This is a genomic window from Nocardiopsis lucentensis DSM 44048, from assembly GCF_000341125.1.
Taxonomy (GTDB): domain Bacteria; phylum Actinomycetota; class Actinomycetes; order Streptosporangiales; family Streptosporangiaceae; genus Nocardiopsis; species Nocardiopsis lucentensis.
Genome location: NZ_ANBC01000550.1, coordinates 1 through 13,665, shown reverse-complemented (window position 1 = coordinate 13,665; position 13,665 = coordinate 1). Strand labels below are relative to the sequence as shown.

At 72.5% G+C, this 13,665-nt stretch carries 10 protein-coding genes and 1 pseudogene; 5 read left to right on the top strand and 6 right to left on the bottom strand.

Annotated features, from left to right (window positions below):
• The 3 genes and pseudogenes from D471_RS0119100 to D471_RS0119090 all read right to left on the bottom strand — a co-directional run.
• Window positions 1–245 (bottom strand): annotated as a pseudogene (locus D471_RS0119100) (glycoside hydrolase family 65 protein); the annotation flags it as partial.
• Entirely contained in the window at window positions 242–2,632 is a 2,391-nt protein-coding gene (gene ppsA / locus D471_RS0119095; RefSeq protein WP_017600091.1) for a phosphoenolpyruvate synthase, read from the bottom strand. The pseudogene D471_RS0119100 and the gene ppsA, both read right to left, overlap by 4 nt.
• A 72-nt stretch (window positions 2,633–2,704) precedes the next feature.
• Complete coding sequence (locus D471_RS0119090) at window positions 2,705–3,460, bottom strand: HAD family hydrolase (RefSeq protein ID WP_017600090.1); 756 nt, start codon at window positions 3,458–3,460, stop codon at window positions 2,705–2,707.
• Window positions 3,461–3,616: 156 nt separating this feature from the next.
• Between D471_RS0119090 and D471_RS0119085 the strand changes: the two genes are divergently transcribed.
• Window positions 3,617–4,291 carry a CBS domain-containing protein gene (locus D471_RS0119085; RefSeq protein ID WP_017600089.1) on the top strand — a complete coding sequence of 225 codons (675 nt, stop codon included), beginning with the start codon at window positions 3,617–3,619 and terminating at the stop codon, window positions 4,289–4,291.
• Between the two features lie 411 nt (window positions 4,292–4,702).
• Here D471_RS0119085 and D471_RS0119080 read toward each other — a convergent pair whose 3' ends face one another.
• Window positions 4,703–6,400: a glycoside hydrolase family 10 protein gene (locus tag D471_RS0119080; protein WP_040690340.1), complete on the bottom strand. Its 1,698-nt coding sequence runs from the start codon at window positions 6,398–6,400 to the stop codon at window positions 4,703–4,705.
• Window positions 6,401–6,628: 228 nt separating this feature from the next.
• Here D471_RS0119080 and D471_RS0119075 point away from each other — a divergent pair, with 228 nt between their 5' ends.
• Complete coding sequence (locus D471_RS0119075) at window positions 6,629–7,924, top strand: isochorismate synthase (protein ID WP_017600087.1); 1,296 nt, start codon at window positions 6,629–6,631, stop codon at window positions 7,922–7,924.
• On the opposite strand, the gene D471_RS35150 is transcribed toward D471_RS0119075, so the two are convergent.
• A complete protein-coding gene (locus tag D471_RS35150) occupies window positions 7,921–8,502 on the bottom strand; it encodes an anthrone oxygenase family protein (RefSeq protein WP_083924260.1) in 582 nt (193 codons plus the stop codon). The genes D471_RS0119075 and D471_RS35150 overlap by 4 nt on opposite strands.
• Window positions 8,503–8,592: 90 nt before the next feature.
• Here D471_RS35150 and D471_RS0119065 point away from each other — a divergent pair, with 90 nt between their 5' ends.
• Together D471_RS0119065 and D471_RS0119060 are read left to right on the top strand one after the other, a co-directional pair.
• The gene (locus D471_RS0119065) at window positions 8,593–9,216 is read left to right on the top strand and encodes a TetR/AcrR family transcriptional regulator C-terminal domain-containing protein (RefSeq protein ID WP_083924259.1); all 624 of its coding nucleotides are present in this window, start codon (window positions 8,593–8,595) and stop codon (window positions 9,214–9,216) included.
• A gap of 94 nt (window positions 9,217–9,310) precedes the next feature.
• Window positions 9,311–9,760, top strand: a complete 450-nt coding sequence (locus D471_RS0119060) for a GNAT family N-acetyltransferase (protein ID WP_017600084.1) — start codon at window positions 9,311–9,313, stop codon at window positions 9,758–9,760.
• Between the two features lie 7 nt (window positions 9,761–9,767).
• On the opposite strand, the gene D471_RS0119055 is transcribed toward D471_RS0119060, so the two are convergent.
• Complete coding sequence (locus D471_RS0119055; RefSeq protein ID WP_017600083.1) at window positions 9,768–10,178, bottom strand: DUF4259 domain-containing protein; 411 nt, start codon at window positions 10,176–10,178, stop codon at window positions 9,768–9,770.
• Window positions 10,179–10,389: 211 nt separating this feature from the next.
• Between D471_RS0119055 and D471_RS0119050 the strand changes: the two genes are divergently transcribed.
• Window positions 10,390–13,665, top strand: a 3,276-nt coding sequence (locus D471_RS0119050) for a hydantoinase B/oxoprolinase family protein (protein WP_017600082.1), incomplete at its 3' end; no start/stop codon positions are given.

Below are 13,665 nucleotides of genomic sequence, written 5' to 3'. Positions count from 1 at the left end.
CCCGCCAGCCAGTTCGGCAGGTTCACCAGGCTCTCGTTCTCGACGGCGGTCCCGCCGACCTCCGACCGGAGGCGGTTGTAGACACCGGCCGCGTAGGTGCCGGGGTAGTGCGTGCCGTCGGCCGTCGACTCCGGCGCGGCGCCCCGTGTGGCGAGGTAGCCGTTTCCGACCGTGCACAGCGCCTCCCTGCGGCCCTCCTCCCGCGGGTCGTAGCCCTCGTAGCACCAGGTCCACTCGCTGTTCACCGGTTCTCCCCCTCACGCTCGGCGGCGGCGACGTTGTCCTTCACCGCCAGGAAGCTGTCCGGGGCGACGGAGACGGAGTCGATCCCCGCGCGCACCAGCAGGCGGGCGAAGTCCGGATCGTCGCTGGGCCGCTGCCCGCACAGTCCCACCTTCCTTCCCCTGGCGTGCGCCGCCTCGATCACGGTCTCGATACTTCGCGTGACGGCCGGGTCACGCTCGTCGAACAGTGCGGCGAGCCGTTCGGAGTCCCGGTCGACGCCGAGCGTGAGCTGGGTGAGGTCGTTGCTGCCGATGGAGAACCCGTCGAAGCGCTCCGCGAACTCCTCGGCGCGCCAGACGTTGGCGGGCAGCTCGGCCATCACGTACACCTGGAGCCCGTCGCTCCCCCGGCGCAGACCGTGGTCGGCCAGGGTGTCCAGGACGAGGTCGGCCTCGGCGGGGGTGCGGCAGAAGGGGATCATCACGACCGTGTTGGTCAGCCCCATCCGCTCGCGCACCCGGCGGATCGCGCGGCACTCCAGGGCGAAACCGTCCCGGTAGCCGTCGCTGTGGTAGCGGCTGGCCCCGCGCCACCCCAGCATCGGGTTCTCCTCGACCGGTTCGAACTCGGCGCCGCCGAGGAGGCGGGCGTACTCGTTGGTCTTGAAGTCGCTCATCCGCACGGTGACCGGCCGGGGCCACCACACGGCGGCGATGCGGGCGATGCCCTGGGCCAGGCGCTGGACGAAGAACTCGGTCCTGTCGTCGTGGCCGCGGGTCAGTTCGGCGACGCGCCGCCGGGCGTCCTGGTCGGTGAGACGGTCGAACCTGGCCAGGGCCATCGGATGGATCCTGATGTGGTTGGCGATGACGAACTCCATCCGGACCAGGCCGACGCCGTCGGCGGGCAGCCGCCACCAGCGAAGGGCCGCGGCCGGGTCGGCCAGGTTCAGCATCACGTCGGTCCCGGTCTCGGGGACCCGGCCGAGGTCGAGTTCGCGCTCGTCGTAGTCGAGGATCCCCCGGTAGACACGGCCCTCCTCTCCCTCGGCGCACGAGACCGTGACCCGCTGCCCGTCGGTCAGGGTGCGCGTGGCCTCACCCGTTCCCACGACCGCGGTCACACCCAGTTCACGGCTCACGATGGCCGCGTGCGAGGTGCGGCCGCCGTGGTCGGTGACGATGGCCGCCGCGCGTTTCATGACCGGCTCCCAGTCCGGGTCGGTGGTGCCGGTGACGAGCACGGCGCCGTCGGTGAACCGGTCGATCTCGTCCACGCCGCGCAGCCGGCACACCTTCCCCGCGGCGACGGCCTCGCCCACGGCCAGGCCGGTGACCAGCCGTTCTCCGGGCTCGCGCAGCCGGTAGGAGTACAGCGTCGAGGCCTCTTTGCGGGTCTGGACCGTCTCGGGGCGGGCCTGCACGACGTAGAGCTCGCCGCTGCGGCCGTCCTTGGCCCACTCCACGTCCACCGCCCGGCCGTAGTGGTCCTCGATCGTCTTCGCCCACCGGGCCAGTCGCAGGACCTCCTGCTCGTCGAGGACGGGGCGGGCCCGCTCGTCCTGGCCGGTCGGCACGGTGCGAGTCGGTTCGTCGCGGGAGGCGCCGTAGACGACCTTGGTCTCCTTGCCGCCGATCGCCTTGGAGATGACCGGTTCCAGCGCGGTGTCCGCCAAAAGGGGTGTGAAGACCAGGTACTCGTCGGGGTCCACCGTGCCCGCCACGACGGACTCGCCCAACCCCCAGGCGGCGTTGACGAGCACGATCCGGGGGAAACCGCTCTCGGTGTCGACGGAGAACATCACCCCGGCCCCGGCCAGGTCGGAGCGGACCATCTGCTGTACCCCGACCGAGAGCGCGACGGTGAGGTGGTCGAATCCTTGGTGTTCGCGGTAGCTGATCGCACGGTCGGTGAACAGGGACGCGTAGCAGCGCCTGCAGGCCTCCAGCAGCGCCCGCTCCCCGGTGACGTTGAGGAAGGTCTCCTGTTGTCCGGCGAAGCTGGCCTGGGGCAGGTCCTCTGCCGTGGCGCTGCTGCGTACCGCCACGTCCGGGTCCTGTCGGCCCAGGCGCTCGGCGAGCACCCGGTAGGCGTGCACGACCGCGCGCGCGGTGTGCGGGGGGAGTTCGGCGTCGGTGAACATGCGGCGGATGGATCCGCCCACCTCGGCCAGATCGGCTCCCCGGTGCAGCGCGGCGATCCGGTCGCGCACGCGCGGGCGCAGGTCGTTGCCGTCGAGGAAGTCCCAGTACGCCTGCGCGGTGGTGGCGAACCCTCCCGGCACCCGGACGCCCCGTTCGGTCAGGTGGGCGATCATCTCCCCGAGGGAGGCGTTCTTACCGCCGACCAGGCCGGTGTCCCCCAGCGAGAGATGCTCCAGCCATCTCACGGTGTCCCGCCGATCCATACCGCACGCTCCTTACTCCCACCCTCGCGGCGCGCACCGGCTCCGGCGGGCCGCGCGGCCTCGAGGACGCTCTCACCGGGCGCCCCGGACGACCTCCACCTCCGACAGGTCGGTGACGACGACATCGGCGCCGTGGCGGCGGAGCCGGTCGGGGTTCCCCGTGCGGTCGACACCCACGACGAGGGCGAAGCCGCCCCGCCGCCCCGCCTCCACCCCGGCCTCGGCGTCCTCGACCACGGCGCAGCGGTCCGGGCCGGTCCCCAGTCGGCGGGCCGCCTCGAGGAGCATCGCCGGATCGGGTTTGCCCGGCAGCCCGAGTTCGCCGGCCACCACCCCGTCGACGCGCACCGGGAAGAGGTCGCCCAGACCGGCCGCTTCGAGCACCTGGTCGCAGTTCCGGCTGGCGGAGAACACCGCGACGGCCGAACCCGCGCGCCGCAACCGCCGCACGAGCGCGACCGTCGAGTCGAACACGGTGACCCCGTCCTCGGCCAGGCGCGCGCGGAAGTAGCGGTTCTTGCGGCCGGCGAGGCCCCGGACCGTCTCGGCGGCGTCGCCGTCGTCGGTTCGCCCGCGCGGCAGGCGGATACCCCGGGACTCCAGGAAGGCGGCCACGCCGTCGTCACGCGGTCTGCCGTCCACGTACCGGAGGTAGTCGTCGGCGGAGAACGGGGAGTGGTCCTCGCCCTCGCGCGGCGCGCGGTCGGCGAGGTAGCCGTCGAACAGGCGCCTCCAGGCCGCAGCGTGGACCGAAGCGGTGTCGGTGACCACCCCGTCAAGGTCGAAGAGCACCGCGTCGTAGAGCCGTGGATCGAGCGTGACGGTCATCCGCGCTCCCGGGATCGCGCTCCTGCGAGAACCGTCCATACCCTTCCTGAACTGCGCAAAACTCACCCAACCCGGCACTGGGGGAGATAGGGAACCACGGCTGGCGGGTATGCGACCAGTGTGCGCTGATGACGGTTTCCCGGAGCGGAGGACGCCATGACCACTGCCACGACCGTCGGCGATCTGATGACCGCGGACGTCCTGCGCACGCGGGGGGACACCGGGTACAAGGAGCTCGCCGCCTTCATGCGCTCCCACCACGTGAGCGCGCTGCCCGTCGTGGACGACCGGGACCGGGTCCGCGGTGTCGTCTCGACGGCCGACCTCCTGCTCAAGCTCGCCGACCCGGACCCGGACGAGGGCTACACGGCCGAGCCCTGGCGGGAGCGGCTCGAACGGCTCAAGAGCGGCGGCTCGACCGCACGTGACTTCATGACCTCTCCGGCGCGGACCACCACGGCCGACGCCTCGCCCCACGAGGCGGCCGAGCTGATGCGCAGACACGGCGTCAAACGGCTGCCCGTCGTGGACGACGACGGGCGTCTGGTGGGCCTGGTCAGCCGCGCGGACCTGCTGGGCGTGTACGGAACGCCCGACGACGAGCTGCGACAACTGGTGGACCGCGAGGTCGTCCGTGACCGGCTCGGCCTGACCGAGGTCGACACGTCGGTGCGCGACGGGGTGGTGAGCCTCTCCGGGACCGTCCCGCGCCGCACCGACATCCCCCGGCTCGCGCACGCGGTACGCACCGTCGAGGGAGTGGTACGCGTCGACTGCCGACTGGCCTACGACGTCGACGACCTCACGCCCCTGGGGACGACGGTCGTGTGATCCGCGCGAGGCGGCGCCTCACCCCAGCACGCGGCGCGCCGTCCAGCCCCGTGCCCGCGCCATGTGTTCGACGCGTTCCCCGCCCTCTCGGTCGGAACCGACTCGCCGCCCCGGCGGACTGGCAGGGTCTGGACCGTGCCCGAACAGCGTGCCCTGGAACCGGACGGCTGGCCCCTCTGGCGGGGCTGCGGTCGGCGGCGCTCACCGAGTCGCCCCAGGCGTTACGCCTGTCCGTGACGCCGGACAGCGGCAGGGCGGCCACGTCCGACGGACGGCACGGTTGCGCGGACACGGGAGAACCCGGCGACCCGCCGCCCGACGGTGTCCGCGGGGAGAGGGTCACGGCCAGGAACCTGGCCACCGGTTGACCTCTCCCCCGGGCCCGCCCGTTCGGCCGCGGCATCGGCCCATCTATCCGCGCACGTCGGCGGCCTCGCTGACCGGTCCCTCCGTCCGGAAGACGTCCAGGGCGGTGACCGCGTACCCGGCACCGTCCTCCAGCGGCGCCGGGTCGGTCAGCCCGGTCCCGCCGGTGACGCCCACGAGGTCGTCGGGCGACAGGGACAGGCACTCCTCGGGGTCCCCGGCCTCCGGAGAGCCCTCGGAACCCACCCTGTACACGGCGTAGAACCGGGCGTCCTCCACCGGTTCCCACTCCACGTCGACCCGGTCGCCGTCGGCCCGGGCGGTGACTCCCCCGACCCGACCGGTCAGCGGGCCCTGTCCCTCAGCAGCCGTGCCCGGCGGAAGGGCGGGGTGGGCGTAGTGGGTCTCGGCCAGGTTCGCGTAGGCCTCGGCGGCGTTCTCCCTCAGACTCCTGATGGAGAAGTAGACGTCCCCGCCGACCTGCGGCAGCCGGCCGGAGAAGTCGAGCTGGGCGCTCAGCGCGTCCTCGTCACGCCAGTCCTGGTCACCCACCCGGTAGGCGGCCTGTCCGACGTACAGGTCCACTCCGGTGCCCTCGACTTCGTCCGCCCACCACTGGGCCAGGGTCTCGTAGTCGGCGGTGGCGAACCCGCGGCTCCAGTACAGCTGCGGAGCGACGTAGTCGATCGTGCCCTCCTGGATCCAGGTGCGGGTGTCGGCGTACTGGGCCGAGTAGGATTCCAGGCCCGACGTGTCCGACCCGGTGGGGTCGCTGTCGCTGTTGCGCCAGATCCCGAACGGGGAGATGCCGAAGCTCACCCAGGGCTTGAGGTCGTCGATGCCCTCGTGGACGTCGGCGACGAGCCGGTCGACGTTGTCACGGCGCCAGTCGGCGCGGTCGTCGAAGTCGCCGCCGTACTCCTCCCATGTGGCGTCGTCGTCGAAGACCTCGCCCTCCTTCGGGTAGGGGTAGAAGTAATCGTCGAAGTGCACGCCGTCGATGTCGTAGCGCTCCACCACGTCCAGCACGACGCCGGTGACCCAGGCGCGGACCTCGGGGTCACCGGGGTCGAGGTAGGCCTCGTCGCCGTGCTCGACCACCCATTCCGGGTTCTCCTCGGCCGGGTGGCCCTCGGCCAGGTTCTCCAGATCCGGGTCGATGAACCCCACACGGTAGGGGTTGAACCAGGCGTGCAGCTCCAGGCCCCGCTCGTGGGCCTCCGCCACCGCGTGTTCCAGCGGGTCGTAGCCGGGATCGCCACCCTGCTCGCCGGTGAGGTAACGCGCCCACGGCTCCAGGTCGGACTCATAGACCGCGTCCGCGGTGGGCCGCACGTGCAGGAACACGGCGTTGAGCCCCAGGGCCGCGGCGTCGTCGAGGTAGGCGTCCAGTTCCTCGCGCTGTTCGTCGGCGGACAGGCCTGGTTCGGAGGGCCAGTCGATGTTGCGCACGGTGGTGAGCCAGGCGCCGCGCATCCGGCGTTCGCGGTCGTCGAACGAGCACTCGACGGGCGTGGCGGACGCCGGCGCGGACGGCGGCTCCGCCCCGGACGCGGTCGTGTCGGGACCGGCTGGCGCGGCGGAGGATGCCGCGTCCGACGGCGAGGGCCCGGAGGGCGGGACGGCCCCGGCCTGACCCGTCCCGTCGACGGTGTCCCCGGACGCCGAGCACCCCGACAGCAGGACGGCGGCCGCCACGACCGCCGCCGACCAACGCGGAGCCGCCACTGCCCGTGCCCCCATGCCCACACTCCTCAAGCCTGTTCGCGCACCGCTTTCCTCACGGCGCACCGCAGAACAGGGTAGAGGAGATCGTCAAGGTTCGGACACGATTCCACCAAGCCGTGGACAATGACACGACCCGTCAGGCTAGAGGGGGTCCGCTCCTCCCCGAACCCGGGCGGCCCCGGGTCCCTGCCCTGGGAAGGAGCACGGCACGGGCCTTCACACGACGTCCTAGACTCGATCCCCGTGAACGCCGCCCTGAGCCCCACGAAACTGTTCGTCCGCACCGCGCCCCTGGAAGCCGGTGCCGAAAGCCTGGTCCACCGTCTGCCCACCGAGGCCCCCCTGGCCTGGCTGAGCGCGGAGGACGGCATCGTGGGCTGGGGATCGGCCGCGCGCCTGGACATCGAGGGCTCCTCCCACGGCACCGAACCCACCGACACCGGCCGCTTCACCCGGGCCGCGCGCTGGTTCGCCGGCCTCGTCGCCAACGCCGACGTGGAGGACGCCGTCGGTCTGCCCGGCACGGGGTTGGTCACCTTCGGCACGTTCACCTTCGCGCCCACCTCCGGCGGCTCCGCGCTCGTGGTGCCCCGGGTCCTCATCGGCAGACGGAACGGGCGCGCGTGGGTGACCACCGTGACCGACGCACCAAACGCCCGGCCCGACGTCCCGTCCTCCCCCGCCTTCGACCCGCGTCCGGTCGGCCCCCTCTCCTGGGGCCCCGGCTCCCTGACCGGACGGGAGTGGACGGACACCGTCGCCGACACCGTCGACCGCATTCGCTCCGGGCCGCTCGACAAGGCGGTCCTGGCACGCGACATCGTCGCCGAGGCGGAGTCCCCCATCGATGTGCGCACCCTCCTGGAACGTCTGCGCCTGCGCTACCCGAGCTGCTTCACCTTCTCCGTCGACGGCATGGTCGGCGCCACCCCCGAGCTCCTGCTGCGCCGGGAGGGCGACCGGCTCTCCTCCCTGGTGCTGGCCGGCACCCGACCGCGCGGACGCGACGCCGTCGAGGACCGCCGCCTCGCCGAGGAACTCCGGGCCTCGGCCAAGGACCTGGAGGAGCACGCCCTGGCCGTGGACTCCCTGCGCATCGCTCTGGAACCCCTCGCACGGGAGCTCTCCGTCCCCTCCTCCCCCGCGCTGCTCGCCCTCGCCAACGTCCAGCACCTGGCCACCCGCGCGCACGCCCGCCTCGCCCCGGGGGTGTCGGCGCTGGACGCGGTCGCCGCGCTCCACCCCACCGCCGCCGTCGGCGGCACCCCCACGGCGGCGGCGATGCGCCTGATCGCCGAGGTCGAGGGGATGGACCGGGGCGGCTACGCCGGCCCCGTCGGCTGGTTGGACGGGGCCGGCAACGCCGAGTGGGGCATCGCGTTGCGCTCGGCCCGTGTGGAGGGCCGCCGCGCCCGCCTGTTCGCCGGGTGCGGGATCGTCGCCGGTTCGGACCCCGCCGCCGAGCTCGCCGAGACCGAGTCCAAGTTCCGCGCGGTGCGCGAGGCCCTCACCGACCCCGCCGCCCGGTCCACGCCCTAGACCGACCGGTGGGGCTCCGGGGCCGGGGCACGGGACGCCCCGCCATGCAGTACCAGGGCCCGGAGCAGGCACATGAGTGCGGCGGTCGAAGCGACGGCACGGACGGTGTTCCACGCCACCCAGCGGTCCTCGAAGAGGGCGCGGACCGCGGCGGGGTCGCTGAGGAGCTCGGGGTCGCCGACCGCGGCCAGGTCCTCGTTGAGGGGCACGTTCACTCCCATGGTCACGCCGAAGGCCGTGGCGTACAGCACCAGGGCGGCGGCAGTCCACGGCAGTACCCGCCGTCCGCCACGCGACAGGTGCAGGACGACGGCGAGGGCGGACAACACGAGCGCCCCGAAGAAGCTGGGGGCGAACCACCGGTTGCGCACCGTGGCGTTGATCCACTGCATGGCATCGATGAACGTGCGGTCGTCGACGCGGGCCAGACCGATCATGACCGAGCAGGCGTAGGCGTAGAAGAAACCCGCGATGAGCCCCATGGCGAGCGCGGCCGTCGCCAACGCCCATCCTCTGGCGTGCAGGACGGCCGTGGCCGGTGAGCCCGCGGAAGACGGCGGGAGGGAGAGCTTCGTCATGTGGCCTCCGGCTGCGATTAAAATCGAACGCGTAAGTTCGTTTTTAATCGTACTCACAAGTTCGTTTTATTGGAACACCCGGAGGTGCTCATGACGTCAGGCGGACGTTCCCGTCGAGGCCGTCCCCGCGCGGGAGAGCAGGCGGCACGACGCCGGGCCGCGTTGGACGCCGCACTCGCCGAACTCCTCGAACGCGGCGCCGCGGGTATCACGATGCAGGCGGTGGCGACCCGGGCGGGCTCGTCCAAGGAGAGCCTGTACGCCTGGTTCGGCAGCCGCCAGGGGTTGCTCGCCGCACTGATCGAACGGCAGGCCGAGCAGGTGAACGCCGCGGTCGCGACGGCGATCGACCGGTCGTCCGACCCCCGCACAGCCCTCACCGCGGTCGCCCGCAACCTCCTGACGCTGCTCGTCGGCGACGTCTCGGTGGCGCTCAACCGGGCGGCCATGACCTCGCCGGAACTGGCCGGGCTCCTGTTGCGCCACGGCCGCCACACCACCGGCCCCCTGGTCGCGGCGTTCCTCGACCGGCTCGCGGGCGAGGGCGTGCTGCGCGTCGACGAACCGGAGGAGGCCTTCCGACTCCTCTACGGTCTGGTGGTCCGCGACCTCCAGATCCGGGTGCTGCTGGGCGAGCACCCTCCCTCCGAGGAGGAGATCCGTGCGCAGGCGGTCGTCGCGGTGGACCGCTTCCTGGCCCTCAGCGGAGGCTGAGCGACACCGACCGCGCTCGTCCACGGCGAGCGGAGCCGGTCGGGGTCCGGACCGGGACACGCGGGCGTAACAAGGCCCCGCTAGCGTACGGCCCATGCGCACCGACGTGGTCCCTTGGACCGACCCCGCCGCCGTCCGCCTGCGCGGCCTCCAACGCACGGAGATCGCCGCGCGCTACGGCACCCCCGACTCCGAACCCGGCACTCCCCCGTCCGCGGACGACATCGCGGTGTTCGTCGTGGCCCACGACGGAGACGGAACCGCCGTGGGTTGCGGCGGCCTGCGTGACCTGGGCGATGACTCCGGCGAGGTCAAGCGCATGTACGTCGTCCCCGAGCGGCGCGGCTCAGGTGCGGCGGCGGTGGTCCTGGCCGCGCTGGAGGACTGGGCTCGAGAGCGGGGCTGGAAGCGCCTGAGGCTGGAGACGGGCGACCGGCAGCCCGACGCCGTCCGCTTCTACACGCGTTCGGGGTACGCGGCCATCCCCCGGTTCGGCGCCTACGCCGACTGCGCCTCCTCCCTCTGCTTCGAGAAGGTGCTGTGACGCCTCATCATCCCTGATCCGCCCCGTCCGGCACCGGCCCGAGCGCCTCCCGGAGCCGGGCGACCTCGGCGCGCCAGGCGGCGCCGTCCGACTCGGCCCACAGGTCCTGGAGCTCGGACCGCGCGGCCGTGACCCTGTCGAGGGCTCTGTCGGCGAGGCCGCGCAGGTCGGTGAGGTCGGGCGAGATCCCCTCGCGCTCGTGGTCGGGAACACCGCTCGGACGCAGGCCCACGACGAGCGCGGCCGCCGCCACGGCCTGTTCGGCGACGTGCGCTTCGAGGCCGCCGAAAGCACCGGCCGCGGCCACGGGAGCGTCCCGGACCGCGCCTCCGCGGGCCTCCGCCGCCGCGTCGACGACCTCACCCCAGAAGTCCATCGCCGTGTCGTTGTCGAAGGGACCGTGACCCCAGGTACCCATGTCCGCCTCCCGTTGCGGTGGTGTCCGGTCATCGTGGAGGACACCACCGACGGATCCCGCCGACCGCGCGTCCCCTCTCCGTTCCGCACGGGTGCCCCCGCACCCGGTCGTCCACAGCCGCGTGATCGCCCTGTCACGGAACGCCCCTTCCGGGTCATGATGGTTCGGGGGCGCTCGACGCGCCGCCGGCAGCGTGGATCGAGGAGGCGACATGAGCGGAGCCGACCTGGGCGAGGGGTGGCAGTTCTGGGTGGACCGGGGCGGCACGTTCACCGACATCGTCGCCCGGCGCCCGGACGGGCGCCTGCTCACGCACAAGCTGCTGTCCGAGGACCCGCGCCGCTACGACGACGCCGCCGTGGCGGGGATCCACGCCCTACTCGCGCGGGAGGGGGCGGCCGTGCCCGGGATCGACGCGATCCGGATGGGCACCACCGTGGCGACCAACGCCCTGCTGGAACGCACCGGGGAACGGACCGCCCTGGTGATCACGCGCGGCTTCGCCGACGCGCTGCGCATCGGCTACCAGGACCGGCCACACATCTTCGACCGCCACATCGTGTTGCCCGACCGACTCCACGAACGGGTCGTGGAGGTGGACGAACGGGTCACCGCCCAGCGCGAGGTGCTGCGCGCACCCGACCTGGAAGGGCTGGCCGAGGAACTGGCGGCCGTCCGCGACGCGGGGGTCGGGGCGGTGGCCGTCGTATGCATGCACAGCCACCTGTACCCGGAGCACGAACGGCGGATCGGCGCGCTCGCACGACGGCTGGGGTTCGGCCAGGTGTCGCTGTCCAGCGAGGTCAGCCCACTGATGAAGCTGGTCCCGCGCGGTGACACGACGGTCGTGGACGCCTACCTGTCACCGGTGCTGCGCCGGTACGTGCGCGGCGTCGCCGGACGGCTCAGCGGCGTGCGGCTGATGTTCATGCAGTCCAACGGAGGGCTGGCCGAGGCCGGACACTTCCGAGGCAAGGACGCGATCCTGTCCGGCCCGGCGGGCGGCATCGTCGGCATGGCCCGACTGTCGCGGTTGGCGGGTTACGACCGGGTCATCGGCTTCGACATGGGCGGCACCTCCACCGACGTCTCCCATGACACGGGCGAGCTGGAGCGCGTCTTCCACAGCCGGGTGGCGGGGGTACGGCTGCGCGCGCCGATGCTGGACATCCACACGGTCGCGGNGGTCGGCCCCGACTCGGCGGGGGCGGACCCCGGCCCCCGCTGCTACCGCCGCGGTGGACCCCTGACCGTGACCGACGCCAACGCCTTGCTCGGGCGGATCCAACCGCACCACTTCCCGACGGTGTTCGGCCCCCACGGTGACCAGCCGATCGACGTCGACGGAGTGCGCCGGGCCTTCGCCGACCTCGCGGCGGACATCCGGGGGGAGACGGGCGACGACCGCCCCGTCGAGGAGGTCGCCGAGGGGTTCCTCCGCGTCGCCGTGGAGAACATGGCCAACGCCGTCAAGCGGATCTCCGTGCGCAAGGGCCACGACGTCACCGAGTACGCCCTGACCACGTTCGGCGGCGCGGGCGGGCAGCACGCGTGCGCGGTCGCCGACGCGCTGGGCGTGCGCACGGTGCTCGTCCCGCCGATGGCCGGGGTGCTCTCCGCCTTGGGCATCGGGCTGGCCGACACCACGGCGATGCGGCAGCAGTCGGTGGAGTCACGGCTGGCTCCCGAACTGTCGGACCGGCTGGAGGAGGTCGCCGACGACCTGACGGCCCGGACCCGCGCCGAACTGCTCGACGAGGGGGTGCCGCACTCCCGGATCCGGGTGTCACGCCAGGTGCACCTGCGTTACGAGGGCACCGACACCGCCGTCCCAATCCCCTTGACCGGGGTCGAGGAGATGGCGCGCGAGTTCGCGAGGAACCACCGGAGGATCTACTCCTTCACGATGGACCGGCCGCTGGTGGCCGAGGCCGTGGCCGTGGAGGCGGTGGGAGCCACCGCCCAGCCCGACCTGTCGGACCTGGCCGCCTCGGACGCCGAACCCCACGGCGCGGACTCCGGCGCCGCACCCGACGAGACCGTGCGCGTGTACACCGCCGGGGCCTGGCGCGACGTGCCCCTGTACCGACGCGACAGGCTGCGTCCGGGCACCCGGGTGACCGGCCCCGCCGTGGTCACCGAGGCCAACGCCACCACCGTCGTCGATCCGGGGTGGCGGGCCATGGCCCGGAGCACCGGCCACCTGGTCCTGGAGCGGGTGGCCGCGCGCGCGAAGGGCCCGGTCGGAACGGAGGTCGACCCCGTGCTGCTGGAGGTGTTCAACAACCTCTTCATGTCGATCGCCGAGCAGATGGGCGCCCGGCTGGAGGCCACCGCGCAGTCGGTCAACATCAAGGAACGGCTCGACTTCTCCTGCGCCCTGTTCGACCCGGACGGGTACCTGGTGGCCAACGCCCCGCACATGCCGGTACACCTGGGGTCGATGGGGTCCACGATCCGGGAGGTCGTCCGACGCAACACCGGAGACATGCGGCCGGGCGACGTGTACGCGGTCAACGACCCCTACCACGGGGGCACGCACCTGCCCGACGTGACGGTGGTGACCCCGGTGTTCGGTGCTGGCCGTGACCGTCCCCTCTTCTTCGTGGCCTCGCGCGGGCACCACGCCGAGATCGGCGGGATCACCCCGGGCTCGATGCCCGCGACCAGTCGGCACGTGGACGAAGAGGGCGTGCTCTTCGACAATTGGCTGCTCGTGCGTGAGGGCCGCTTCCGGGAGGAGGAGACGCGCCGCCTGCTCACCGAAGCCCCCTACCCCTCCCGCGCCCCGGAGGTGAACCTGGCCGACCTACGGGCCCAGATCGCGGCCAACGCCAAGGGGGTGGAGGAGGTCGGTCGGATGATCGACCACTTCGGCCGGGACGTCGTCCAGGCCTACATGGGGCACGTGCGCTCCAACGCCGAGCAGGCCATCCGGACCGTGATCGACTCCCTGAGCGACGGTTCGGCCCGCTACGAGATGGACTCGGGCGCGGTGGTCGCGGTGCGGATCGAGGTGAACCGTGAGCAGCGGTCGGCGACCGTCGACTTCACCGGCACCTCGTCCCAGCTCGACACCAACTTCAACGCTCCCTCGTCGGTGGCCGCCGCGGCCGTGCTGTACGTGTTCCGCACCCTGGTCGCCGCCGACATCCCGCTCAACGACGGCTGCCTCGTCCCGCTGCGGATCATCATCCCACCGGGCACGATGCTCTCCCCGGCCCACCCCGCCGCGGTCGTCGCGGGCAACGTGGAGACCTCCCAGGCGATCACCGGGGCGCTGTACCAGGCGTTGGGGGTTCAGGCCGAGGGGTCGGGGACGATGAACAACGTGACCTTCGGCGACGACCGGCACCAGTACTACGAGACCGTCTCCTCCGGTTCGGGGGCCGGACAGGGGTTCGATGGAACCTCCGTGGTCCAGACACACATGACCAACTCCCGCATGACCGACCCCGAGGTGCTGGAGTGGCGCTTCCCGGTGCTG